The sequence below is a fragment of the Aquabacter albus genome, assembly GCF_040049275.1.
Taxonomy (GTDB): Bacteria; Pseudomonadota; Alphaproteobacteria; order Rhizobiales; family Xanthobacteraceae; genus Aquabacter.
Map to the genome: position 1 here is coordinate 1 of NZ_JBDZDT010000021.1, position 22,317 is coordinate 22,317.

17 protein-coding genes are annotated in these 22,317 nt (G+C 67.2%); 9 read left to right on the plus strand and 8 right to left on the minus strand.

Annotated elements, in window-relative coordinates; translation table 11 throughout:
* The first annotated feature begins 161 nt into the window (after positions 1-161).
* The 8 genes from ABLE91_RS28150 to ABLE91_RS28185 all read left to right on the plus strand — a co-directional run bounded on the left by ABLE91_RS28150 (position 162) and on the right by ABLE91_RS28185 (position 7,456).
* Entirely contained in the window at positions 162-680 is a 519-nt protein-coding gene (locus tag ABLE91_RS28150; protein WP_348935872.1) for a cysteine dioxygenase family protein, read from the plus strand.
* Positions 681-769: 89 nt separating this feature from the next.
* Positions 770-1,516 carry a GntR family transcriptional regulator gene (locus ABLE91_RS28155; RefSeq protein ID WP_348935873.1) on the plus strand — a complete coding sequence of 249 codons (747 nt, stop codon included), beginning with the start codon at positions 770-772 and terminating at the stop codon, positions 1,514-1,516.
* A complete protein-coding gene (locus tag ABLE91_RS28160) occupies positions 1,513-2,259 on the plus strand; it encodes an ABC transporter ATP-binding protein (protein ID WP_348935874.1) in 747 nt (248 codons plus the stop codon). The genes ABLE91_RS28155 and ABLE91_RS28160 overlap by 4 nt, the downstream gene beginning before the upstream one ends.
* Before the next feature lie 9 nt (positions 2,260-2,268).
* Positions 2,269-3,093, plus strand: a complete 825-nt coding sequence (locus ABLE91_RS28165; protein WP_348935875.1) for an ABC transporter permease — start codon at positions 2,269-2,271, stop codon at positions 3,091-3,093.
* Between the two features lie 46 nt (positions 3,094-3,139).
* Positions 3,140-4,099 (plus strand): ABC transporter substrate-binding protein, encoded by a 960-nt coding sequence (locus ABLE91_RS28170; RefSeq protein WP_348935877.1) that lies wholly within the window; start codon positions 3,140-3,142, stop codon positions 4,097-4,099.
* A gap of 56 nt (positions 4,100-4,155) precedes the next feature.
* On the plus strand, positions 4,156-5,157 hold the full coding sequence (locus ABLE91_RS28175) for a zinc-binding dehydrogenase (RefSeq protein WP_510182012.1): 1,002 nt from the start codon (positions 4,156-4,158) through the stop codon (positions 5,155-5,157).
* An 8-nt stretch (positions 5,158-5,165) separates the two neighbouring features.
* Positions 5,166-5,945: a VOC family protein gene (locus ABLE91_RS28180; RefSeq protein WP_348935879.1), complete on the plus strand. Its 780-nt coding sequence runs from the start codon at positions 5,166-5,168 to the stop codon at positions 5,943-5,945.
* Positions 5,942-7,456, plus strand: a complete 1,515-nt coding sequence (locus ABLE91_RS28185) for a class I adenylate-forming enzyme family protein (protein ID WP_348935880.1) — start codon at positions 5,942-5,944, stop codon at positions 7,454-7,456. The genes ABLE91_RS28180 and ABLE91_RS28185 overlap by 4 nt, the downstream gene beginning before the upstream one ends.
* A gap of 66 nt (positions 7,457-7,522) precedes the next feature.
* Here ABLE91_RS28185 and ABLE91_RS28190 read toward each other — a convergent pair whose 3' ends face one another.
* The 7 genes from ABLE91_RS28190 to ABLE91_RS28220 form a co-directional block, all read right to left on the minus strand.
* Complete coding sequence (locus ABLE91_RS28190; RefSeq protein WP_348935881.1) at positions 7,523-8,308, minus strand: ABC transporter ATP-binding protein; 786 nt, start codon at positions 8,306-8,308, stop codon at positions 7,523-7,525.
* A complete protein-coding gene (locus ABLE91_RS28195; RefSeq protein ID WP_348935882.1) occupies positions 8,299-9,105 on the minus strand; it encodes an ABC transporter permease in 807 nt (268 codons plus the stop codon). The genes ABLE91_RS28190 and ABLE91_RS28195 overlap by 10 nt, the downstream gene beginning before the upstream one ends.
* A gap of 8 nt (positions 9,106-9,113) precedes the next feature.
* Entirely contained in the window at positions 9,114-10,073 is a 960-nt protein-coding gene (locus ABLE91_RS28200) for an ABC transporter substrate-binding protein (RefSeq protein ID WP_348935883.1), read from the minus strand.
* 203 nt (positions 10,074-10,276) lie between these two features.
* The gene (locus ABLE91_RS28205) at positions 10,277-11,881 is read right to left on the minus strand and encodes a UbiD family decarboxylase (RefSeq protein WP_348935884.1); all 1,605 of its coding nucleotides are present in this window, start codon (positions 11,879-11,881) and stop codon (positions 10,277-10,279) included.
* 80 nt (positions 11,882-11,961) lie between these two features.
* On the minus strand, positions 11,962-12,393 hold the full coding sequence (locus ABLE91_RS28210) for a PaaI family thioesterase (RefSeq protein WP_348935885.1): 432 nt from the start codon (positions 12,391-12,393) through the stop codon (positions 11,962-11,964).
* Positions 12,394-12,405: 12 nt separating this feature from the next.
* Positions 12,406-13,413 (minus strand): quinone oxidoreductase family protein, encoded by a 1,008-nt coding sequence (locus ABLE91_RS28215; protein WP_348935886.1) that lies wholly within the window; start codon positions 13,411-13,413, stop codon positions 12,406-12,408.
* 218 nt (positions 13,414-13,631) lie between these two features.
* The gene (locus ABLE91_RS28220; RefSeq protein WP_348935887.1) at positions 13,632-14,147 is read right to left on the minus strand and encodes a MarR family winged helix-turn-helix transcriptional regulator; all 516 of its coding nucleotides are present in this window, start codon (positions 14,145-14,147) and stop codon (positions 13,632-13,634) included.
* 178 nt (positions 14,148-14,325) lie between these two features.
* Between ABLE91_RS28220 and ABLE91_RS28225 the strand changes: the two genes are divergently transcribed.
* Positions 14,326-15,930, plus strand: a complete 1,605-nt coding sequence (locus tag ABLE91_RS28225) for a gamma-glutamyltransferase family protein (protein WP_348935888.1) — start codon at positions 14,326-14,328, stop codon at positions 15,928-15,930.
* A 428-nt stretch (positions 15,931-16,358) separates the two neighbouring features.
* On the opposite strand, the gene ABLE91_RS28230 is transcribed toward ABLE91_RS28225, so the two are convergent.
* The gene (locus ABLE91_RS28230; RefSeq protein WP_348935889.1) at positions 16,359-22,220 is read right to left on the minus strand and encodes an autotransporter domain-containing protein; all 5,862 of its coding nucleotides are present in this window, start codon (positions 22,218-22,220) and stop codon (positions 16,359-16,361) included.
* Between the last annotated feature and the right edge of the window lie 97 nt (positions 22,221-22,317).

The following is a 22,317-nucleotide window of genomic DNA, read 5'->3' on the forward strand; positions in this document are numbered from 1 at the left end:
CGATCCGAGCCCACTCCGCATCGCTCAACCACGTCAGAGCCTTCGCCATTCAAGCCTCCGCTCTCAAGCAGAAGCTTTGAATCAGTAACACAACCAAACCGCAACTCGATTGAGTTCAGACCCTAGGCTTCCCGTGTCCTTCCAAGCACGGGTGCCGCCCCATGATCAGCCTGCAAGAGCCCAGTGACGTCCGCCTTCTTCGGCACTTGAGCCTTGCGAGCAAGGGCACCGCCCGGGACTATCTCTCCGCCGCACGCGAGACGCTGGAGAGCCTGGTGGCACGGCCGGGCCTTCTGGACGGCATCCCACTCCAGCGCCGGCCGGGTGGCTATGAACGCAACCTCATCTATGGCGATGACGACATCAGCGTCCTCGCCATGGTCTGGGCCGAGGGCGCGCGCACCTCAATCCACGACCACCACTGCTCCTGCTGCTTCGGTGTGCTGCTGGGCGCCATCGAGGAGGTGCGCTTCAAGACCCTCGACGAGGCCCAGGCGGTGCCCACGATGCAGGCGACGCGCGGGCCGGGCTTCGTGGCCTGCCTGCTGCCCACCGGGCCCAACATCCACCAGATGATCAACACCGGCATGGGCGATGCGGTCTCGCTCCATATCTATGGCTACGATCACCATCTGCATGCTTCCTCCATCGAGCGGGAATACCGCCTCGCGGCCCTGTGAGCAGATGTTTTCGCAGCGCAACAAAACGCTTTGAGAATTTCAGTTCGTCGCTGTAGGCTGCCCACCAGAGTCTCGTGGAGCGCTTAAGTATGTCGGTGGGGAAGGGGAGCGGGGCGGCGCGGAACGTGGAGGTTCCGGCCTCCACGCTAAAGGGCAACCAGGCCTATGACATCCTGCGGCGGGAGATCATCTCGTGCCGCATCCTGCCCGGCACCCGCTTCACCGAGGCGGAGATCATGGAGCGGTTCGAGCTCGGCAAGGCGAGCTGCCGCATCGCGCTCCAGCGCCTCTCCCAGGAGGGCTTCGTCGCCTCCATCCCGCGCCATGGCTATCGCGTGGCCCCCGTCACCATGCGCGACGTGGACGAGATCTTCTCCCTGCGCGCGGTGCTGGAACCGCAGGCGGCGCGCCTTGCGGCAGGCAAGGTGAACAAAGGGCAGCTTGAGCGCCTGGAGAAGGCCTGCCGGGTCAAGATGCCGGTGGATGTGGGCAACCAGATCGACTTCTTCCTCGAAGCCAACCGCGCCTTCCACATGGCCATTGCGGTCGCGGGCGGCAACCAGCGCCTGTGCCGGACGCTTGCGGGCCTCCTCGACGAGATGACCCGCCTCGTCGCCCTCGGCTTCGGCGTTCAGGGCATCCGGCCGAACATCGAGGATGATCACCGCCAGATGATCGACTATCTCGCGGCGGGCGACGGGGAGAGCGCCGCCACTGTCGCCCAGCGCCATGTGGAGACGTTCCGCGAGATGACCCTCGAGAAGGTCATCGAGAGCCTGCGCGGCTCCGCCGAGCTGCTGCCAGTACCCGCCGCCCTCAGCCGGAGCGGGCGGTGAGCGCGGTCACGCTTCAGTGCGTCAGCAAATCCTTCACCCGCCGCGACGGCGTTCAGCTTGAGGTGCTGCGCAACATCGACCTCGACGTGCCGGAGCGCTCCATCGTCGCGCTGCTCGGCGCCTCGGGCTGCGGCAAGAGCACCATCCTCAACATCATCGCCGGCCTCATGGAGCCGGACCACGGCGCGCTGCTGCTGAACGGGACGCCCTCCGACGCGTTCGGCGACTGGCGCTCCATGACCTACATGTTCCAGGAGGACCGCCTCCTGCCCTGGCGCACCGCGGCGCAGAACGTGGCCTTCGGGCTGGAGGCGTCCTCGCTGCCCCGCGCGGAGCGGCGCAGCCGGGTGGCGGACACGCTGGAGCTGGTGGGCCTCTCCCAGTTCGCCGATGTGTTTCCCCATGAGCTGTCCGGCGGCATGCGCAGCCGTGTGGCGCTCGCCCGCAGCCTCGCACCGCGCCCGTCCATCCTGCTCATGGACGAACCCTTCTCCAAGCTCGATCCCAACATCCGCTCCCAGATGCATGCAGAAGTGCTGCGCATCGCGGCGCTGCGGGACGTGACCATCATCTTCGTAACCCACGACGTGGAGGAGGCTGTGGTGCTGGCCAACAAAGTGGTGGTGCTGCATCCGCGCCCCGGCCGCGTGCGCCTCACCCGGCCCATGGAGCTGCCTTATCCGCGCGACCCGGTCTCCCCCGAGGTCACAGAGCAGGTCCGCAGCCTGCGCCTCAGCCTCTGAGGGGCGCCCATGACCGACCTTGCATCCGACGCCGCAGATCAGCCAACGCGAAGCGCCGCGCGCCATGACAGGGATCAATGGCTGCGCGTCGTCTTCCTGCGCTGCCTGCTGGTGGTGGCGCTGCTCGCCATCTGGCAGGTGGGCTCCGCCTTCACCGCCGCCTTCATCCTGCCCTCGCCGGCGCGGGTGTGGCGGACCTGGAGCAACCTCGTCGCAACGCCCGGCTTCTGGAACGATTTCGGCGTCACCTTCGGCCGCATCCTCACGGGCTTCGCCCTCGCCGCTGTCGTGGGCACGGTGCTGGGCCTCGTGATCGGTGCGAGCCGGCTTTTGGGCGAGGTGTTCGAGCCGGTGCTCACCGTCATCAACACCATCTCCTCGGCCATCTGGGCCATCTTCGCGCTCATCTGGTTCGGTCTGTCCAACTTCACCACCGTGTTCGTGGTGTTCATGACGGCCATGCCGCTGATCCTGACCAATGTCTGGCAGGGCACGCGCACAGTGAACGTGGAGTTCGTGGAGCTGGCGCAGACCTTCCGCATGTCGCGCCGGCAGGTGCTCACGAAGATCTACCTGCCCACCATCCTGCCGCTGTTCTTCGCCGGCGCCCGACTCGCCTTCGGCTTCGGTGCGCGCGTGAGCCTCGTTGCCGAGAGCTTAGGCGCCACCTCCGGCATCGGCTATCGCCTGCGGCAGGCGGCGGACCTCGTGCAGACCGACCAGGTGTTCGCCTGGACCCTCACGCTCATCGTCCTGATGATCGTGCTGGAAAGCGCCATCCTCAAGCCTCTGGAACGCCGCCTCTTCATCTGGAAGGAGCGCGTCGGTGACTGATCTTCCTCACCACTGAACATGGAGCAGGACCTTGAAAGCCTCTGGTTTGCTTGCAACCGCTTTCGCGCTCGCCCTCATCGGCCCCGCTCACGCGGACAAGGTGCGCATCGGATACTGGAGCTCGGGCGTGAGCCTCGGCTTCGGCGCGGTGATGGAGGCGGGGAAGTTCGTGGAAAAGGAGGGGCTTGAGGTCGAGTACTCCAGGTTCCCCGATGTGAACGCCCCTACCAAGGCCATGGCGGCCGGGGCCATCGACTTCGGCATCGGCGCCAGCGCCGGCGGCGCCCTCTCGGTGGCGGCGGACGGGCTGCCCATGAGCATCATGCTCGCCACCCAGGTGGCGGATCTCGACTTCGTGGTGCTTGAGAATTCGCCCATCAAGAGCATCTCGGAGCTGAAGGGCAAGAAGGTCGGTAACTCGCCCCCCGGCAGCGCCACCTCCGCCATCACCCTTTCCATCCTGGCCAACAATTACGGTATCACCGCTTCCGACTTCACGGCGGTGCCGGGCAACGACCCGCGCCTCGCCCAGTTCCTGGTGCAGAAGGACATCGACGCGGCGGCGCTGCGCACCGTCACCATCGCCCTCCTGCCGGACGTGAAGCTGCGCCGCATCGGCTCGTTCCGCGAGGAGTGGAAGAAGATCACCAAGCAGGACGCCCCGCCCATCCTCGGCGTCGGCATGGTGCGCAACGAGTGGCTCGCCGCCAATCCCGACGCCGCCGCCAAGGTGGTGGTGGCAATGCGCAAGGCCTACGAATTCGGCAAGGCCGACAAGCCGGCGGTGGCGAAGATCCTGATGGAGAGCGCCAACATGAATGCCGAGGACGCCAAGGCTTATGCCGGGCTGTGGGACGGCATCTACACCGTCTCCATGGAGCCCTCCGACGTCGCCTCGCTGAAGACCGAGTTCGAGGTGTTCAAGAGCGTGGGCGCGGTGAAGGGCACGCTGCCGGACAGCGCCCTCGTCACCGGCCCCTACGAGAAGTCCAAGTCCATGAAGTGAGGCGACCTCCGCCCCCCTTTAGCCTAAGCAAGAGAAGACGAAAAATGCCTGAGACAATGAAAGCCCTGCTGCTCCGGCAGCATGGCGACCTCGACGTGTTGTCCGTGGTCGAGGACTACCCGGTCCCCAAGGCGGGGCCGGGGCAGGTGGTAATCCGGGTGCGGGCCTCCTCGTTCAATTATCACGACGTCTTCACCGTGAAGGGCATGCCCGGCATCAAGGTGCCCATGCCCGTCATCATCGGCCTCGACATGGCCGGTGAGATCTTCGAGATCGGCGAGGGCGTCACTGGCTGGAAGGTCGGCGACCGAGTGCTGGTCAATCCGCTCAATCCCAAGGGCCTGATGGGCGAGATGCTGGACGGCGGCATGGCGCAATATTGCGCCGTCACCGCCGGCCAGCTCATCGCCATGCCGCCGGACGTGAGCTTCGTGGATGCCGCCTCGCTCCCCGTCGCGTACGGCACCGCCCACCGCATGATCATCACCCACGACACCATCAGGAAGGGCGACACCGTGCTCATCCTCGGCGCTTCCGGCGGCGTGGGCACGGGGTGCGTGATGCTGGCCAAGCATCTGGGGGCCGAGGTCATCGCCTGCGCCGGCAGCCAGGACAAGATGGACCGCCTTCAGGAGATCGGCGCCGACCACGCGATCAACTATCACGAGACCGACTTCTCCAAATGGGCCATCGAAAAGTACGGCAAGCCGCAGCGCCGCTCCTATGAGGGCGGGGTGGATGTGGTGATCAACTTCACCGGCGGCGACACCTGGGTGCCCTCGCTCCGTTGCATCAAGCGCGGCGGCAAGCTCCTGGTCTGCGGCGCCACCGCCGGGTTCGATCCGAAAGAGGACCTGCGCTACATCTGGAGCTTCGAGATCAACGTGAAGGGCTCCAACAGCTATTACAACGAGAACCTTCTAGCCCTTCTCGACATGATCCAGGCCGGCACTCTGAAGCCGGTGATCGACAAGGTCCTGCCCCTAGAGGAGGCCGCCGAGGGCCTGCGCCTGATCCGCGACCGCGAGGTCATGGGCAAGGTCGTGGTCACACCCTGAGGTTCGCCATGGCAAAGCTCGACCATGTCGTGGTGAATGTCCTCAAGGACATGCTATCTGCGGCGGAGGCGTTCGCGGCGCAGGGCTTCACGCTCACGCCGCTGGGGCATCATTCGCTCGGCTCCATCAATCATCTGATGATGACGCCCGGCCCCTATCTGGAGCTGGTGGGCGTGCCGGAGACCGGCAAGCAGCGCCAGGAGGTGCTGGACAGCCCCTTCGGCCTCAACGGCCTCGTGCTGAAGACCGACGATGCGGACGAGACCTTCGCCCGCCTCGCCGATGGGGGCTTCGCACCCACCGGGCCGGTGGCTTTCTCCCGCCCCGTGAAGATCGACGGCCGGGAGGAAGAGGCGCGCTTCCGCACGGTGCGCCTGCCGGCCCATCTCGTGCCGGCGGGGCGGGTCTATTTCTGCGAGCACCTGACGCCAGACTTCGTCTGGCGTCAGGAATGGCTGAGCCATCCCAACGGCCTCGTGGACATCGACCGCTTCGTGGTGGCGAGCCCGGACCCGGAGACCGACGCGCGCCTCTACGCGGCCCTGTGCGAGGGCGTGGCGGCGCACTCGGAGGCCGGGTGGAGCGTCGCCTGTGACGGCTTCCGCATCGACTTCGTTGAGGGGCCGCCGCGCTTCGTCACTTTCGACCTCGTCTTCGACGGCCTCGACGAGATCGTCCGCCGCGCCACGGCCCTGCCTCAGGCGGGGTGGCAGGCGCTTTCCGCCACCACAGGCACCCTGACCCTGCCCGATTTCGCGCTGACCATCGCGTGCCGGAGTATCCGATGACCACGACCAACCTCGGCGACCTCGTGCGCCGCACCGACAGCCCGGACCGCCCGCTCATCATCGGGCTCGGGAAGGACAACAGCGAGCACATCCTGACCCGCAGTGCTTTCGACGCCATGGCGGATGCCTTCGCCCGCGGCCTCAAGCGCGGCGGCATCGAACGCGGCGGGCGGGTGGCCATCCTCGCCGCCAACCGGCCGGACTATGTGGCGGTCTTCATGGGCGCCATGCGGGCGGGGGTGGTGCCCGTGCCGGTGAACTTCAAGTTCCCGCCGGCCACCATCGCCCATGTGATCAAGGACAGCGGCGCCGCCCTGGTGGTGGGCGACGGCCCGCGCCTCGCCGCCCTGGATACGGCGGATTTCCCCAGCGTGCGCTTCGTGTCCTTCGACGGGGAAGGGGAGGGGACGCTTGCCTCCTGGCTCGATCCCGGACCATTCGAGCCGGTGACGCCGCGCCCCGACGAGGCCGCGCTGAGCCTGTACACGTCCGGCTCCACGGGGCGGCCCAAGGGCGTGCTGCTTTCCCACGCCGCGCACATCTGGGTGGCGCGCACCCGCATGGCGGAGAACGAACTGCATGACGAGCGGGTGCTGATCGCCGCGCCGCTCTACCACATGAATGCGCTGGCGCTCTCCATCCTGGTCTGCGCCTCGGGCGCGACGGCGGTGATGCTGCCGCAGTTCAATGCAGTCCAGTACATCGAGGCCATCAGCCGCTATCGTTGCACCTGGCTCACCGCCGTGCCGCCCATGATCGCCATGATGCTGCGGGAGAAGGAGGCGCTCGCGAAGGCCGACCTCTCCAGCGTGCGGCTCGTGCGCATGGGCTCGGCGCCGGTGAATGATGCGCTCGCCGCGCAGATCCGGGAGCTTCTGCCCAACGCCCGCATCGTCAATGCCTATGGCACCACGGAAGGCGGGCCCATCGTCTTCTCCGACCATCCCGCCGGCTTGAAGATACCCATCGCTTCCGTGGGCTACCCGCACCCGGAAGTGGATGTGCGGCTTGTCGGATCCGACACGCAGAACCAGGGCGTGCTCCAGCAGAAGAGCCCGGCGGTGATGCTGGGCTATCACAACCGCCCTGACGTCCGCTCGCCCATCACGGCGGACGGCTATTACGACACGGGCGACGTGTTCCGGCGCGACGAGGACGGCTTCTATTATTTCGTCGGCCGGGCGGACGACATGTTCGTCTCCGGCGGCGAGAACATCTTCCCCGGCGAGGTGGAGACGGTTCTGGAGACCCACCCGGAAATCCTCCAGGCCTGTGTGGTGCCGGTGGACGACGACATCAAGGGGCAGAAGCCGGTGGCCTTCGTCATCCGCCGTCCCGGCTCGACGCTGGACGAGGAAGCGGTGAAGCGCTTCACGCTCGCCAATGCCCCGGCCTACCAGCATCCGCGCCGGGTGTGGTTTGTGGATGCCATGCCGCTCGCGACGACGAACAAGATCGACCGCAACGTCCTGCGCCAGCGGGCGGAGGCGGAGGTGAAGAGCGCGGCGTAGGAGCGGGTTTGCTTGGCGCAACGGGCTCCCTCCCCCGCAAGTGGGAGAGGGAATCTCAGGAGGTTCTCAATCTGGCAGCGCCAGGTCCGACCAGATCGCTTCCGTCAGGTTCGTGAAAGCCGGGTCGCTGCGCATCGCCCGCATGTGCCGCGGCCTCGGCAGGTTCACCTTGTAGTCGGCGACGATGCGGGCCGGGCGGGCGCTGAACACCACCACGCGATCCGCCAGCGCCACCGCCTCCTCGATGTCGTGGGTGACGAAGATGATGGAGCGCCGCTCCGCCTCCCACACCCGCAGCAGCTCGAGGCCCATGGCGATCTTGGTCTGGTAGTCCAGGGCGCCGAAGGGCTCGTCCATCAGCATCAAAGACGGCCGATAGGCGAGCAGGCGCCCGAGCGACACGCGCTGGCGCATGCCGCCGGAGAGCTGGCGTGGCCAGGCATCCTCGAACCCCTCCAGCCGCAGCAGCTTGATGAGGGAGGCCACCTGCGCCGCCCGCTCGGCCGGCGGCGTGCCGCCCAACTCCGCGCCGACGCGGATGTTGCCCGCCACCGTCTTCCAGGGCAGCAGCGCGTCCTTCTGGAACATGAATCCCACCTGGGGCGGCGGGTCGGTCACCTCGTGTCCGTCCACCAGCACCCGCCCGCCGGCCGGTTTCAGAAGCCCGCATATGGCTCGCAGAATGGTGGACTTGCCCGAGCCGCTCGGCCCCACCACGGCGACGAACTCGCCCTCTGCTACGTTCAACGAGACGCCGGAGACCACCTCCAGAGGCGGCAGGTCCGGCCGGGGGAAGGAGATGCGCAGGTCCTTCAGCTGGGTGCGCGGCCGTGTTGCCTCCATCAACGCCATCTGATGACCCTCCGCTCCACGAAGCCGATGAGCTGGTTGGCCAGCATGGCGAGCATCATGAGGATGATGAGGCCGGTGAAGACGCCAGTGGTGTCGAGCTGGCCGCCGCAGCTCTCCACGTACCAGCCGAGGCCGCGATTGGCGCCGATCAGCTCGCCCACCACCGCGCCGATGAGGGCAAGGCCCACCCCGATGCGGAACGAGGCGAGGATCCACGGCACCACCGCCGGCAGCAGCACCCGCCATACCAGGTAGAACCGCCCCGCTCGCATGGACTTCATGAGGTCCAGATGGTCGGGATCAATGGTGCGGATGCCCTCCATCACGTTCAGGATGAAGATGAAGACCACCATGGTGAAGGCCATCATGATCTTCGAGAACAGCCCGATACCGAACCACAGGATGAACAGTGGGGCCAGGGCCACGCGGGGCAGGCCGTAAAGGCCCATCATCAGCGGGTCCACCATCTTGGCGATGTGCGGGGCGCGGGCGAGCGCGATGCCGACCGGGATGCCCACGAGGGCGGCGAGCAGGAGTCCTGCCGCCGCCTCCTGCAGCGTGGTGCCGGTGTGCATCCACAGGTCGCCGCTTTTCGCGAGGTCCCAGAGCCGCACGGCGATGAGGCTCGGCCGGCTGCTCCAGAAAGGGTTGAACAGGGTGCGGGAGGCGATCTCCCACAGCCCCAGCAGGATAAGGATGAGACCGGCTTGCTCCAGGCCCGTCCGGCTGATCCCCAGGGATCGCCGGCGCGCCGGCCGGGCGGCCATCTCCTCGCCCATGGACATGCTTTCAGTCATTCGCCGGCTCACTTCCCGAGATAGGTCATGACCATGATGTCTTCGTACTTGACCAGCTTCAGCTTGGGGTCGGCCAGGACCATGATCTGCATGAGCGTGTCGAAGCTCTCGCGGGTCATGATGCCGTCCTTGGAGAGATAGCCGGCGGCCACATCATCCGTGATGCGGTCGAGGAGGGCCTCGTCGGTCAGCTCGGGGAATATGGCCTTGATGGCAGGGCGAAGGACGGTCTTGTCCTGCTGGATCAGCTTCAGGGCTTTCACCACCGCGCGGGTGACCTTGGCGGCTTGCTCGGGATGGGCTTTCAGCCAGGTGTCGGTGATGACGAGGTCCTGCGCTGGATAGGCGAGCTTGCGGAAGTCCTCGATGATCTTGAAGGCGCCCTTCTCCGACATGGTGATCTGGATGTCGGGAGTGGAGAACATGCCGGCGGCGATGGCCCCTGCCTTGATGGCGGCCTGCTGGGCGCCGGCGCGGCCCACCGAGAGGAGCTGGAAGTCCTTGTCCGGGTCGAAGCCGGCCTTCTTGATCACGTAGCGGATGGTGGTGTCGGTGAGCGAGCCGGCGGTAGTAATGCCGATCTTCTGGCCCTTCAGATCGGCGATGCTCTTCGCCGGGGAATCCGCTTTGCCGATCAAAGCGTAGCTGTGCTGGTCGGCGAGGCCGACCAGCACCTTGCCGCCGAGCCCGTGCTCCTCCAGGTGGATGGCATGGTCCGCGGCGCAGATGCAGATGTCGATGCTGCCTGAGGCCAGAGCCTGGGCCGCCGGGCCGCCTCCCTTGAAGTCGGTGCGCTCATATTTGAGCCCTTCGGCGGCGAAGAAGCCCTTCTGGTCGGCGATGATCACCGGCAGGCCGCCCGCAGAAACCTGCGCGGCGCCGAACCGGATAAGTTCCTGTGCGGAAGAGGGGAGGGAAACCAGCCCGCCGAGCGGCAAAAGGGCTGCTGCGAAAAGAAGTGATTTCAAGATGCGACGCATCGGATTCGCCCTCTGTCAGACGAGTGGAAGGAAGGTTCCAGTCCTCAGGCGTATGGCCGCTCTTGTTTTTTACGGCTGTTCTATATGATTACATGGAACTCTTATAATTTATATCTTCGATAGAAGTAGCGTATTTTGTTTTGGCCCCCAAAATTTGTGAAGCGCCGGCGTTGACCGCCGGCGCGGTTCGCTCATGCGCCAGGGGGCTTGGCAGCGAACGGGGAGCCCCGCAGGCACATGCGCCCGCGCGGGTCCTGCCAGAGGCGCTCGGTGGCGTGGAGATGCCCCAGCGCCCGGGCGACGATGGCGAAATTGTAGGAGCTGAAGGCTTCCGCGATGTCCGTGTAGTAGCGCGGCTCCGTGCCGATCAGCTCGGCGATCTTGTCGGTGAGCGCCGCCACTTCCGCATCGGTGGCGGAGGCGCCGGCCGGGTCCGGCTTGCCGGCCACATAGTCGGCGATCTTGGCGGTGTCCGCATAGGCATAGGCAATACGCTCGTAGCGCTCCTTCGGGATGCCTTCCGAGATGGTGGCGTCGATGCCGACCTTGGCGGTGGTGGGGACCACGCCGGGCGGGGTGGGCGGCAGGCTCGGGTCCAGCGGCTTCCCGCGCGCGCCGGTGACGATCATGATGTCCTTGTCGCCCTGGACGCGGGTGGCGATCGCCCATTCCACGTCCACGGGGTTGAAGACGTCGATGTCGTCGTCCACCACCACCACGTGCTTGAGGTCCATCACCGAGAGCGCGGCGAGGAGCGCATTCTTGCCCTCGCCCGGCTGCTTCTTGATAGAGATGACCGCGTGCCAGAAGGCGCAGCCGCCGAGCGTGACGTTGATGTCCTTCACGTTCACGCCCGCGGTCTTCAGCGCCTGGCGGATGGCGGCATAGCGGGTGGGGGCGGCGAGCCAGGTGTTCTCCCACGGCATGTGGAGCGCGTAATAGATCGCGTCCTTGCGCATGGAGACCGACTTGATGCGCACAATGGGGTTCCAGTGCAGCCCGCCCATGAGGCGGGTGAACTCGCCGAACCGGCCCTCGGGATAGATCCAGCCATGGGGCAGGATCTCCGCCTCCAGCACGATCTCCGCGTCCGCGATATAGGGCACGTCGATGGTGCGGCAGGGGGCGAGGTCCACCGGCCCGCCGCGCAGGCCGCCGGTGATGGCCATCTCGTCCACGCCGAGCGGCGCGCGGAAGCCCGAGCCCATGATCTCGTAGGGGTGGGTGCCGATGGAGATGGAGATGGGGCAGGGACGGCCCGCCTCGTACGCCCGCTGCGCGAACAGGCGCATGTTGTTCGGGGTTACGATGTCGATGCCGGTGAGGTTCTTCTCCTTGACGATGAAGCGGTAGATGCCCGCATTCAGCCCAAACTCCGGGTCCCGCGCGATCACCACGCCGGCGGTGATCATGGGGCCGCCGTCATAGATGGAGCTCATGGGGATGGGGAGCTTGTAGAGGTCCACCTCGTCCCCCTCCATCACCACCTCCTTGGTGGGGGAGGTGTTCACCGTGTTGGAGGCGATGGGTCGGTCGATGGCCGCCTTCAGCTTGGCCTCGATCTCGGGATAGGCGGTGCAGCCCATGGACATGATGGCCCGCTTCTGGGAGCGGATGATGCCCGAGACCACCGGCATGTCGTAGCCGATGACATTGTGGAAGAACAAAGCCTTGTCGGATTGATCCACCAGGGTGGCGATGTGGCGGATATCCACCGGCTGGTGGAGATCCACCAGTTCGCCGGCATCGCGAAGCCGGCTCAGGAACTGCCGAAAATTCTCCGTATCGTGACGCATCTGCCCGCACTCCGCGCGGCCCACATGCTGTGGCCGGGTCATCCAAGAAAAAGGCCCGGCATGATGCCGGGCCCTCGGGGTCACTTGGTCGTGGTGGCGTAGGTGCCGCGGCCGGAGGCGATGAGCTTGCCGTCCGCGTCCTCCACATAGGCTTCGCAGGTGGAGAAGGTAGAGCCGAGACGCACCACCTTTCCGCGCACCTTGAGCGTGCCCTTCATGGCGGGGCGGTGGTAATCCACCCGCAGGTCCACCGTGGGGAAGGGGCGCCCCAGCTTGGTGGTGGCGAGGGCCCAGTCGGCCACGAGGTCCACCAGGGTCGCCAGGATGCCGCCATGGGTGTAGCCGGCGTCCGGGTTCACCACCATCTCCTCACGCCAGGGGCACTCGACGACGATCTCGCCGTCCCCTGCCTCCACCACCGACAGGCCGAGCCAGCGATGGAACGGGCCGCGGGTGATGCGCTCGTTGAGCGTGGCGAGGGAGGGGCGCTCCGCTGCTTCTGTCTCGCTCATGTTCTTATCTCCTCAGGGCGCGATGATGACCTTGCCGATGACTTCCCGCTCCTCGATGAGGCGGAGCGCCTCGCGGGACTCCGTCAGCGGGAACACGCGGTCGATCACCGGCTTCAGCTCGCCCTTCGCCACATGGTCGAGGAGGGCGACGAGGTCCTCGCGGGCCCACGAGTTGGAGCCGAGGATCTTCAGCTCGAAGGTCCAGATGAAGCGCAGGTCCTCATCGGGATTGAAGCCGGCGGTGGCGCCGCAGGTGAGCAACTTGCCGCCGCGCTTCAGCGCCCGCATGGAGGGCACCCACGTGTCGCCGCCGGTGAAGTTCACCACCACGTCCACGCCGCCGTCATAGGTGCGGCGGTGGGGCTTGCCGTAACGGGCATAGACCTCCTTGGTGAAGTCGGTCTTGGTGTAGTCGATCACCTCGTCGGCGCCGATCTCCTTCAGCTTGGCGAGCTTGGCATCGCTGGAGCCGCAGGCGATCACATAGGCGCCCGCGAGCTTGGCCAGCAGCACAGCGCCGGTGCCGACTCCACCGGAGGCGCCGAGGACGAGCACCTTGTCGCCGGCCTTGATGCCGCCGTTGGTGAACATCATGCGGTAGGCGGTGCCGTAGGCGACCGGCAGGGCCGCCGCCTGCTCATAGGTGACGCCGTCCGGGATGGGCACGAGCTGGTGGGCGCGGGCCTTGCAATATTCGCCGAGGCCGCCGTCCACGGTCTCGCCCATGAGGCCGCCTTCGACGCGGTTGATGGGGTCCACCAGCACCCGGTCACCCGCCTTGACGCCGGTGACGCCCTCGCCGAGGCTCACCACCTCGCCGGCGACGTCCAGGCCGGGGATGACGGGGAGGTTCAGCTTGATGCCCGGCATGCCGCGCCGGGTGAAGACGTCGTGATAGTTCAGCGATGAGGCCTTGACGCGCAGCACCACGTCGCCGGGGCCGGGTTCGGGGCGGTTCCAGTCTTCCACATAGACCAGGTTCTCCGGCCCGCCATGGGCCTGGACAATGGCGGCTTTCACGGTGCGTCTCTCCAATGCATCCTGGGAGGCCGCGGTGCGCAGAACGCACATCAGCATCCACTCTGCTTATGGCGAGGACTATTTCATAGCTTGCTATGTATGTCCAGAGAAGCGCCACGCCTAAAATTTAGGCTGTGATGGGATTTCAGCCGAACCTGCACCTTCACGAAGGGGGCCTAACTCCCTCTCCCGCTTGTGGGGGAGGGAGTGCGCCTGTCCTAAACGTCCTTCTCTCCGCGCCGCTTCAGGTCCGCCTCCAGGCGTTCCGCCAAGTCCAGCAGCGTGTCCCTCAGGTCCGCCTGCGCGGCCGGGTCGAGCCCGTCCAGCGCCACCCGGTTCACATCCGCCGCATTGCGCGCCGAGGCAAAAGCGAGCTGCGTTCCCACTTCCGTGAGGTGGATGGTGGCGAGGCGGCCATCCTCGGCGCTCTGGCGGCGGGTGATGAGCCCGTCGCGCTCCATGCGCTTCAACGTATTGGCCATGGTGGCCTGCTCGATGCGCACTGCCTCGCACAGGTCGCGCTGGCTGAGGCCGTCGCGGGCCAGCAGCTCCACCGCCACGGGATACTGGCCCGGCAGGATGCCATCCGCGCCGTTGCGGACCTTTAGCGACTGGGCGAGGAGTCGGGCGATGAGGTTGATGAGGTAGCCGAGCGTCATCCGGTGCAAAGGGTCGGCATCGAAGCCTTCCGGCTCCTCAGTGTCGTTCGCCTGAACTTTGGTCCTCGCCGGCATGTCCGCTCCTTCCGCCTGGATTTCCGTGTCGCCTACAGCAAGAATTTCACGAAAGGAATACGGGAAAACGCGCGTCCTGTCAGGTTGGATATATTGCTTGCTATGCATCCTATTGCGCGCCACCGTGAAATGCGAGATCACCTTTGCTGCTTCTGCCGCGCCTTTCACGGACACTTCCATGGACCTCTCCGCACTGGATTATCGCGCCGCCTATCCCATGCCCCGGATGCCCGTCTTCGGCCGCTCCATGGTGGCGACCTCCCAGCCGCTGGCCGCCCAGGCCGGGCTCTCCATGCTCGCGCGGGGCGGCAATGCGATCGATGCGGTCATCGCCACCGCCATGGCGCTCACCGTGGTGGAGCCCTCGGGCAACGGCCTCGGTAGCGACGGCTTCGCCATATTGTGGGACGGGGAGCGCCTGCACGGCCTCAACGCCTCCGGCCGCGCACCCGCCGGCTGGACACCGGAGCGCTTTGCGGGCCGCGCGGTGATGCCCGAGCGGGGATGGGAGGCGGTGACGGTGCCCGGCGCAGTCTCTGCCTGGATCGCGCTGTGGCGGCGCTTCGGCTCGCTGCCGCTGGAAGTGCTGGCCGCGCCCGCGCTGCGCTTCGCCCGCGACGGCTTCCCCGTCTCGGTGCAGATTTCCCGCCTGTGGAGTAATGCCGCGGGCATCCTCTCCGGGCAGCCGGGCTTTTCGGAAGCCTTCATGCCGGAGGGCCGGGCGGTGAAGGCGGGAGAGATTTTCCGCAATCCGGCGCTGGCATCGAGCCTTGAGGAGATCGTCACGACCGAAGGCGAGTCCTTCTATCGCGGCGCGCTGGCGGAGAAGATCGCGGCCCATTCCAAGGCTTGCGGCGGCGCCATGACGGTGGAGGATCTGGCCGCCCACACCGCGGATTTCGTCGACACCCTCTCCCAGCCCTATGCGGGCGCAGTGATCCACGAGTTGCCGCCCAACGGACAGGGCATCGCCACCCTGATGACGCTGGGCCTGTTGGACGCGCTGGGGGTCGGCACCGCGGCGGTGGATTCGGTGGAGACCACGCATCTCGTCATCGAGGCCACGAAGCTGGCGCTGGCGGACCTCGACGAATTCGTCGGCGACCCCGACACCATGAACATCGACCCGCGCAGCCTTCTGGACCCTGCCTATCTCGCGGAGCGGGCGAAGGAGGTGGACCCCGGCAAGGCGGGCCTGCCCAGCTTCAAGGGGCCTAAGCCGGGCGGCACGGTCTATCTCACGGCGGCGGATGCGCAGGGGAGGATGGTGTCCTTCATCCAGTCCAATTACATGGGCTTCGGCTCCGGCGTCGTGGTGCCGGGTACTGGCATCAGCCTGCAGAACCGCGGCACCTCCTTCACGCTGAAGTCCGGCCACGCCAACCAGGTGGGCCCGCGCAAGCGCCCGTTCCACACCATCATCCCCGGCTTCGCCATGGACGCAGCCGGCACGCCGCTCATGTCGTTCGGCGTCATGGGCGGGCCCATGCAGGCCCAGGGACACACCCAGATGGTGCTGCGCACGCTGAAATATCGCCAGGGCCCCCAGGCCGCCGCCGACGCACCCCGCTGGCGCGTGGTCTCCGGTCGCAAGGTGGCGGTGGAGCCCAGTGTCGGTCCGGAGCTGCTGGAGGGCCTCAAGGCGCTGGGCCACGAGATCGAGGTGGAGCCGCCCGAGGCGGTCTTCGCCTTCGGCGGCGCGCAGCTCATCCTGAGGGGCGAGGACGGCGCCTATGTGGGCGGCTCGGACAGCCGGAAGGACGGGCAGGTGGCCGCCTTCTGAGGCAGCCATGTAGCTCGCCAGAATCCTGATGGGCAAGCGCCGCCTCGCGCGCCGAGGCCTACGATTACAGCCTCCGCAACGTCTTCCCGTGCCTCGGGGAGACCGGCGCCACCCATCCCCGCGCTACCTCACGATGCCGGCTAAGAAGGTGGCCCCACTACGCGTAGGTCGCGGAAGGCTCGGAGGCACAGGTCATAGGTTCGATTGTCTCCACCTTCAAAAAGGCGGCAGGCATTGGTACATTCTGGTGCTTCAAAGGCTTAAGCAAAACACGCGGAATTAGACCGCTTGATATGGCTAAGCGTCGCGCGCATGCGATGCCTGTCCGCCGCACCTCATCTAGCAGCAGCGTTTCACAAAACCGATGTCGACCGCCACGGCTTCGAGCGCCTTGCCCAGCTGGCGGGCCTGGACGTCACCAACTCCTCTCAGAAACTCACCTTCAGCGTGGCATTGAAGCCGTTCTGGGTGACGTCGCCGCCGAACTGGCCAGTATAGGCGACGCCCAGGGTGGTGGAGCCACCGACCCGCACGTCGAACCCCGCCTCCAGCACCGCCGCATCCTCGGCGATCGGGACGCCGGTCACGGTGAAGGCGTCCGACGAGACGAAAGCCTGACTGATCGTCGGGGTGATGTCGCCAAAGGCATGGCGCCAGCCGATGGCCCCGCGCAAGGTGGCGTCGGTGCTGCCGAGCACGATCCCCTTCGACATGCGCAGCCCCAGCGTCGAGAAGATGGTGTACATGTCCGAGCCGCCGGAGAACAAGACTGCGGCGCCGTCCTGCTCCTGGTAGGCGCCAGTGTCGAGGCTGACATAGGCGAGGTTGGCGAAAGGCTCGAAGGACGCGAAGGCGGCATCGATGCGCCAGCCCAGCTCGCCGAAAGCCTGGAAGGTGCCGACATCGTAATCGGCGTTCAGCGTGCCGGCGAAGCCGGTGAACGCCACCGAGCGGCCAGTGGTGACGTCCTGCCGGCTATAGGCGAGGCCAGTGCGCACCGCGAGCAGACCCCAGACTTTGCCGCCATAGACGCCGACATGCCAGTTGTCGCTGGTGCCCGAGCTGTTCCGGCCGGCAATGGAGAAGGCGGAATAGGAGTAGCCGCCCGCGACGCCAAGCCGCCAGCCGTCACCGATGCTGGCGTCGGCGCCGATCAGGAAGCCGCCGGTGGAGTCGGAGAGGCTGGCGGCGTTGCCATTGCCGCCGAACTCGCCCCAATTGCCGAAGCCGGTGGTCCACAGCGCGAATTTTTCCGTCGTCGCCGGGGCGGCGACCGCCTTGGCCGGCATGGCGACGTCGGCCGCGACCTGTACCGGGGAAGGCGCCGCATAGCCGCGCGCGAAGGTGCCGCCTTCATAGCTCACCACCGGGCCGGTGGAGGCGCCCACCCCTCCCTGTGCCGCCCGCAGGCGATCGGTCAGCGCGCCACGGATCAGCGAGCTCTGTTCCATGAACACGCTCTGGGCCGAGGCATGCACCTCGCCGGAGAGCTGGTCGAAGGCGCCGCGAGCGGCCTCCGCCGACGGCAGGAACAGGATGGCGTTGTACAGCGCCTGCGACGCCCCGGACTGGCCCAGCGTGTCCAGCGCCGCCGCCGTCGCATACTGGTTCGGCGTGATCGCCGCGGAAGTGAACACCGCCGGCGGGGTCGGCGGGTTGGGGCCGTCATCCGCCACCGTGACGCTGACCATGACCGCGCCATCCAGCTCGGAGGTGCGGGCGGTGAGGAAGACCGAGCCGGTCGCCACGCTGCCGAAGCTGCCCACCACGCCGCCGCCGGCGTCGAGGATCATGAAGCTCTGGCCGTTCTGGTAGCTGACCCCGGGGTCGAGCGCGACCAGGGCCAGGTCCGCCCCGTTGAGGACGGCCCGGCCGGAGGAGATGATGAGATCGCTCGCCCCGCTGCCGGCCAGCTCCGCCTGATAGGTCGAGCCGGCGGCGAAGGTGATATCGCCATTGACGGTGAGCGTGCCGATCGAATTGCCCGGCGCGATCACCGCCCCGTTCGCCAGCGTCACCGGGCCCGTCGTGCCGCTGCCGCCCAGCGTGGCGCCGGAAAGCACGGACACCGGGCCGCCCAGCGTGCCGTTCACTGCCAGACGGCCGGCGGCGACGCTGGTTAGCCCGGTGAAGGCCGCCCCATTGCCGGTGTAGTTCAGCGACGCCGGGCCGGTCTTGGTGAAGGAGCCCGTTCCCGACAGCGTGCCGGCGTAGCCCGCCGCCATGCCGGCGTTCAGGGCGAAGGCCGCGGCGGCGCTGATGGTCACATCGCCGCTAAAGCTCGCCGCCCGCGCCGTCAGGCTGCCGGCCTGAACAGTCCAGCCGACCGACGACGTGCCCGCCAGCGCCAGCGTGCCCGTACCGAGCTTGACGAGCGAGCCCGGGCCCGAGATCGTCCCCGACAGGTCAAGCGTCGTGCCTGAAGCCACGTCGAAGCCGCCGGTGGCCGGCACCGAGATGGCGCGGGCGGAGGCGAGGCTTGACGTCGTCACCAGCATGCCGCCGGCAAAGGTCAGCCCGCCCGATGCGGCACCGAGATTGGCGTCGGCCGACACCTTGACGATGCCGTCCGCCAGCACCGTCCCGCCGGTATAGGCGTTGGTACCCGTCAGGATGAGCGTGCCGGCCCCGAGCTTGGTGAGCGAGCCCGCACCGGAGATCGTCCCGGCATAGGTCGTGTCCGCGGCCTGGTTGAAGCCGAGGCCGGCACCGGCTGCGATCGTCGCATCGCCGGTGAACCCCGCTGCGTCGGCGATGAGGCGACCCGCTTCGATGTTCCAGGCGACCGACGACGTGCCCGTCAGGGTCAGCGTGCCCAGCCCCTGCTTGGCGAGGATGCCGGGGCCGGCGATGGCGCCGGACAGGTCCAGCCCGGTGTCGTCGGCGACCTCGATCGCACTCGCCGCCGACACCGTCACGTCGCGCGCGGACGAAAAACTCGCCGTCGTCGACAGCGTGCCGCCATTGAAGGTCAGACCGCCCGACGCCGCGCCCAGATTGGCGTCGGCCGCGACCTGCAGCGTGCCGCCGCCTATGGTGGTGCCGCCGGTATAGGTGTTCATGCCGGTGAGCCGCAGTTGCCCCGCGCCCAGCTTGACCAGCCCCGCCGGGGCGGCGCCGTCGGCGATGACTGAATGGATCGTGGCCGAGACGTTGGCGTCGACATTGATCGTGCCGGACGCGCCGGAAACCGGGTTCATCGCCAGTGTGCCGCCGACAAGCTGATAGCCGTCGGTGATGAACTGCAGCGTGTCGAAGGACCGGGTGCCGGAAACCGTCACCGTGCCGCCGCTGGTGCCGCCGAAAACGCCCACCGAGCCGAGCCAGGGGCCGTAACCGGCCGGGGCCTGCGGCGCGTCGGCCCAGTTGGGATTGGTGGCGTTCCACGTGCCGGCACCACCGCCGCTGCCCTGCGTCGCGCCGTCCCAGTACTGGATGGTCTGGCCCTCGCCGAGGGCGATGAGGGTGATCGCGCCGCCGGTGCCGCTGCCATAGTCGATGGAGCTTCGGTCGAGGTCGAATCCCCCGGTGCCGGTGACCGTGGCCGCGAAGGAGGTCCCCGCCAACGTGCCGTAGCCGAACAGCGTATAATAGCCCGCCGCCCCGACCTGGATCTCCAGCCCGGCGCCGGCCGCGATGGTGAGCGTGCCGCCGACGTCGATATAATCGTTGCCCGCCCCGCCCACCACGCCGGGCGTGGCCAGCTCGAACACCGTCGTCGAGCCCGCATTCAGCGTCAGGTTGTTGGTGAAGGTCAGCGTGCCAGGGCTGCTGCCGGCCGACAGCGTGCCACCCTCCTCCACGCTCACCGCCCCGGTGAGCGTGCCCGAGCCGCCCAGCGTGCCGCCCTCCGCAACCGTGACCGTCCCGCCCAGCTGCGCGACGGTGGTCGCGCCATTGCGCAGAAGCAGACTGCCTGCGGATATCGTCGTCGTGCCGCTGAAGCCGGAGCTGTCCCCGGAGAGCGTGAGGGCGCCGCCGCCCTGCTTGGTCAGGCTGCCGCTGCCGGAAAAGGCGCCGGCGAAGGTGGCGTCCGCGCTCTGGCTGATGGTCAGCGCCTTCGAACCCAGTACAACCTCGGCAGTGCTCGACGCGCCCGAAAGATTGGTGATCGTCGTGGCGGCGGTGATCGTGGAAACGTCCAGCCTGGCACTGCCGCCAAGGAAAACACCGCTCGCGCCCGCGAGCGAAGCCGAGCCGGACAGCGCCAGCGTGCCCGCCTCGATGGACACGGCGCCGGCGATGCCGCCGGACTGCCAGAGCGTGAGCGTGCCCTCGCCCTGCTTGGTGAGCCCGCCGGCACCTTCCAGGACCGCGGAGATGCCGATGTCGAAGCCGTTCGAATCGATGAAGGCTCCGCCCGCCCGGATCTCGATGTCGCCTGGCGCGAAGTTGGACAGGAAATCGCTCTGTCCCGCCGTTGCCCGCAGCACGCCGCCATCGAAGTTGAGTGCGGCGGTTCCCGGTCCCTTGACGATCTGGCTGGTGGCGAGCACGCCGCGCCCGTCATCGGCGGTGCCGTTGAGGTTCAACGTTCCGGAGCCGCCATCATGGCCGACGAAGCTGGTTGCGCTCGTCACCGTGCCGCCGGCCTCGATGGTGAGCGTACCGGTGCCGCCATCGCCTACGTAGAGGTTGGAGCTTTCGAGATTCCAGTTCGCGTTCTCGCCCCTCACCGTCACCGTGCCGGCCGAGTCGGGCACGCCGGCAGCGTAGCCGATATAGCTGTCTCCGCTCGTCACCGTGCCGCCGGCTTCGATGGTGAGCGTGCCGGGGCCCCAATAGGTCACGTAAAGGTCGGACGTCCCGAGGTTCCACTGCGTATCCTCGCCCGTCACCGTCACCGTGCCGATTCCGCTGGCAAAGTACCCGATGTAGCCTATGCCGCTCGTCACCGTGCCGCCGGCTTCGATGATGAGCGTGCCCGTGCCCAAATGGCCCACAAAAAATTCGGGTCCGAGATTCAAGTGCGCATCCCCGCCGGTCACCGTTACCATGCCGGTCGAATGGGCAGCGTTGGCGACAAAGCCGGTCCCGCTCGTCACCGTGCCGCCGGCTTCGATGGTGAGCGTGCCGTTGCCCCAAACGCCCACTTGGAGGGTGGAGCTTCCGAGGTTCCACCGGGCATCCGCGCCGGTCACCGTTACCGTGCCGGTCGGGCCGGCAACGGAGCTACCGGTGCCAATGTAGCCGTTTCCGCTCGTCACCATGCCGCCGGCTTCGATGGTGAGCGTGCTGTTGCCCAAAATGCCCACTTGGAGCTGGGACGTCCCGAGATTCCAGTGCGCGTTCGCGCCCGTCACCGTCACCGTGCCAACCGAGCCGTCAGCGTCGCCGATAATGCTATTTCCGCTCGTCACCGTGCCGCCGGCTTCAATGGTGAGCGTCCCATTGCCGTGACCACCCACGTAAAGCATGGAGCTTCCGAGGTTCCAGTTCGCGTCCGCGCCCGTCACGGTCACCGTGCCGGTCGAACCGGCCATGCGGCCGATATAGCCGTTTGCGCTCGTGACCATGCCGCCGGCTTCGATGGTGACCGTGCCGATGCCGAGATTGCCGACGGAAAGGTCGGAGCCTTGAAGGTTCCAGGTCGCGTCCTCGCCGGTTACCGTCACCGTGCCGGTCGAGCCGGTATTGGCGCCGATAGAGCTGCTTCTGCTCGTCACCGTGCCGCCGGCTTCGATGGTGAACGTGCCGCCGCCCAAAACGCCCACATAGAGGCTGGAGCTTCCGAGGTTCCAGTTCGCGTTCTCGCCGGTTACCGTCACCGTGCCGACCGAGCCGGCACCGTCGCCGATAAGACCGGTTCCGCTGGTCACCGTGCCGCCGGCTTCGATGGTGAGCGTGCCGTTGCCGCTAAAAAAGCCCAACTCGAGGTCGGACGTCCCGAGGTTCCAATGCGCGTTCTCGCCCGTCACCGTCACCGTGCCGGTCGAGCCGGCATTGAGGCCGATATAGCTGGTTGTGCTCGTGACCGTACCGTTGGCTTCGATGGTGAGCGTACCGCTGCCCTGGCCGCCGACGGTGAGGTTCCCCGTGCTCCAGGGCGAGGTGTGATCCCCGGGAACCGTCACGACCTGGCCATTATCTATGATCTCGTCCGCCGCCGCGGGCGGGGTCGACAAGGCCAGGATCCCGGCGGACGCCATGGCGAGCAGCGCGGCCGTTCGCGCCAGCCCCGCCGGCGCGATCAGGCGCGCGCCGCGGAGGCTGCTGGAGGACAGGAGCCATCGGCGCAGGGCACCGGCCATGCCGAGCGCCACCGGGGCGTATGTGGACAGGATCGACACCAGAGGCGCGCGGAGCGCCGGCCTCGTGCCCTCCCTCGTCGTGGTTACTGCTGTTTCGGATTCGCGCCTGCGTGAGGCGGCCGGGATCTTGCTGTCG

Excerpts from the sequence above, each read along its gene's own strand:
- ABLE91_RS28180 (WP_348935879.1), top strand. The coding sequence starts at position 5,166 with ATGGCAAAGCTCGACCATGTCGTGGTGAATGTCCTCAAGGACATGCTA.
- ABLE91_RS28165 (WP_348935875.1), top strand. The coding sequence starts at position 2,269 with ATGACCGACCTTGCATCCGACGCCGCAGATCAGCCAACGCGAAGCGCC.
- ABLE91_RS28155 (WP_348935873.1), top strand. The coding sequence starts at position 770 with ATGTCGGTGGGGAAGGGGAGCGGGGCGGCGCGGAACGTGGAGGTTCCG.
- ABLE91_RS28185 (WP_348935880.1), top strand. The coding sequence starts at position 5,942 with ATGACCACGACCAACCTCGGCGACCTCGTGCGCCGCACCGACAGCCCG.
- ABLE91_RS28205 (WP_348935884.1), bottom strand. The coding sequence starts at position 11,881 with ATGCGTCACGATACGGAGAATTTTCGGCAGTTCCTGAGCCGGCTTCGC.
- ABLE91_RS28195 (WP_348935882.1), bottom strand. The coding sequence starts at position 9,105 with ATGACTGAAAGCATGTCCATGGGCGAGGAGATGGCCGCCCGGCCGGCG.
- ABLE91_RS28190 (WP_348935881.1), bottom strand. The coding sequence starts at position 8,308 with ATGGCGTTGATGGAGGCAACACGGCCGCGCACCCAGCTGAAGGACCTG.
- ABLE91_RS28150 (WP_348935872.1), top strand. The coding sequence starts at position 162 with ATGATCAGCCTGCAAGAGCCCAGTGACGTCCGCCTTCTTCGGCACTTG.
- ABLE91_RS28225 (WP_348935888.1), top strand. The coding sequence starts at position 14,326 with ATGGACCTCTCCGCACTGGATTATCGCGCCGCCTATCCCATGCCCCGG.
- ABLE91_RS28220 (WP_348935887.1), bottom strand. The coding sequence starts at position 14,147 with ATGCCGGCGAGGACCAAAGTTCAGGCGAACGACACTGAGGAGCCGGAA.
- ABLE91_RS28175 (WP_510182012.1), top strand. The coding sequence starts at position 4,156 with ATGAAAGCCCTGCTGCTCCGGCAGCATGGCGACCTCGACGTGTTGTCC.
- ABLE91_RS28210 (WP_348935885.1), bottom strand. The coding sequence starts at position 12,393 with ATGAGCGAGACAGAAGCAGCGGAGCGCCCCTCCCTCGCCACGCTCAAC.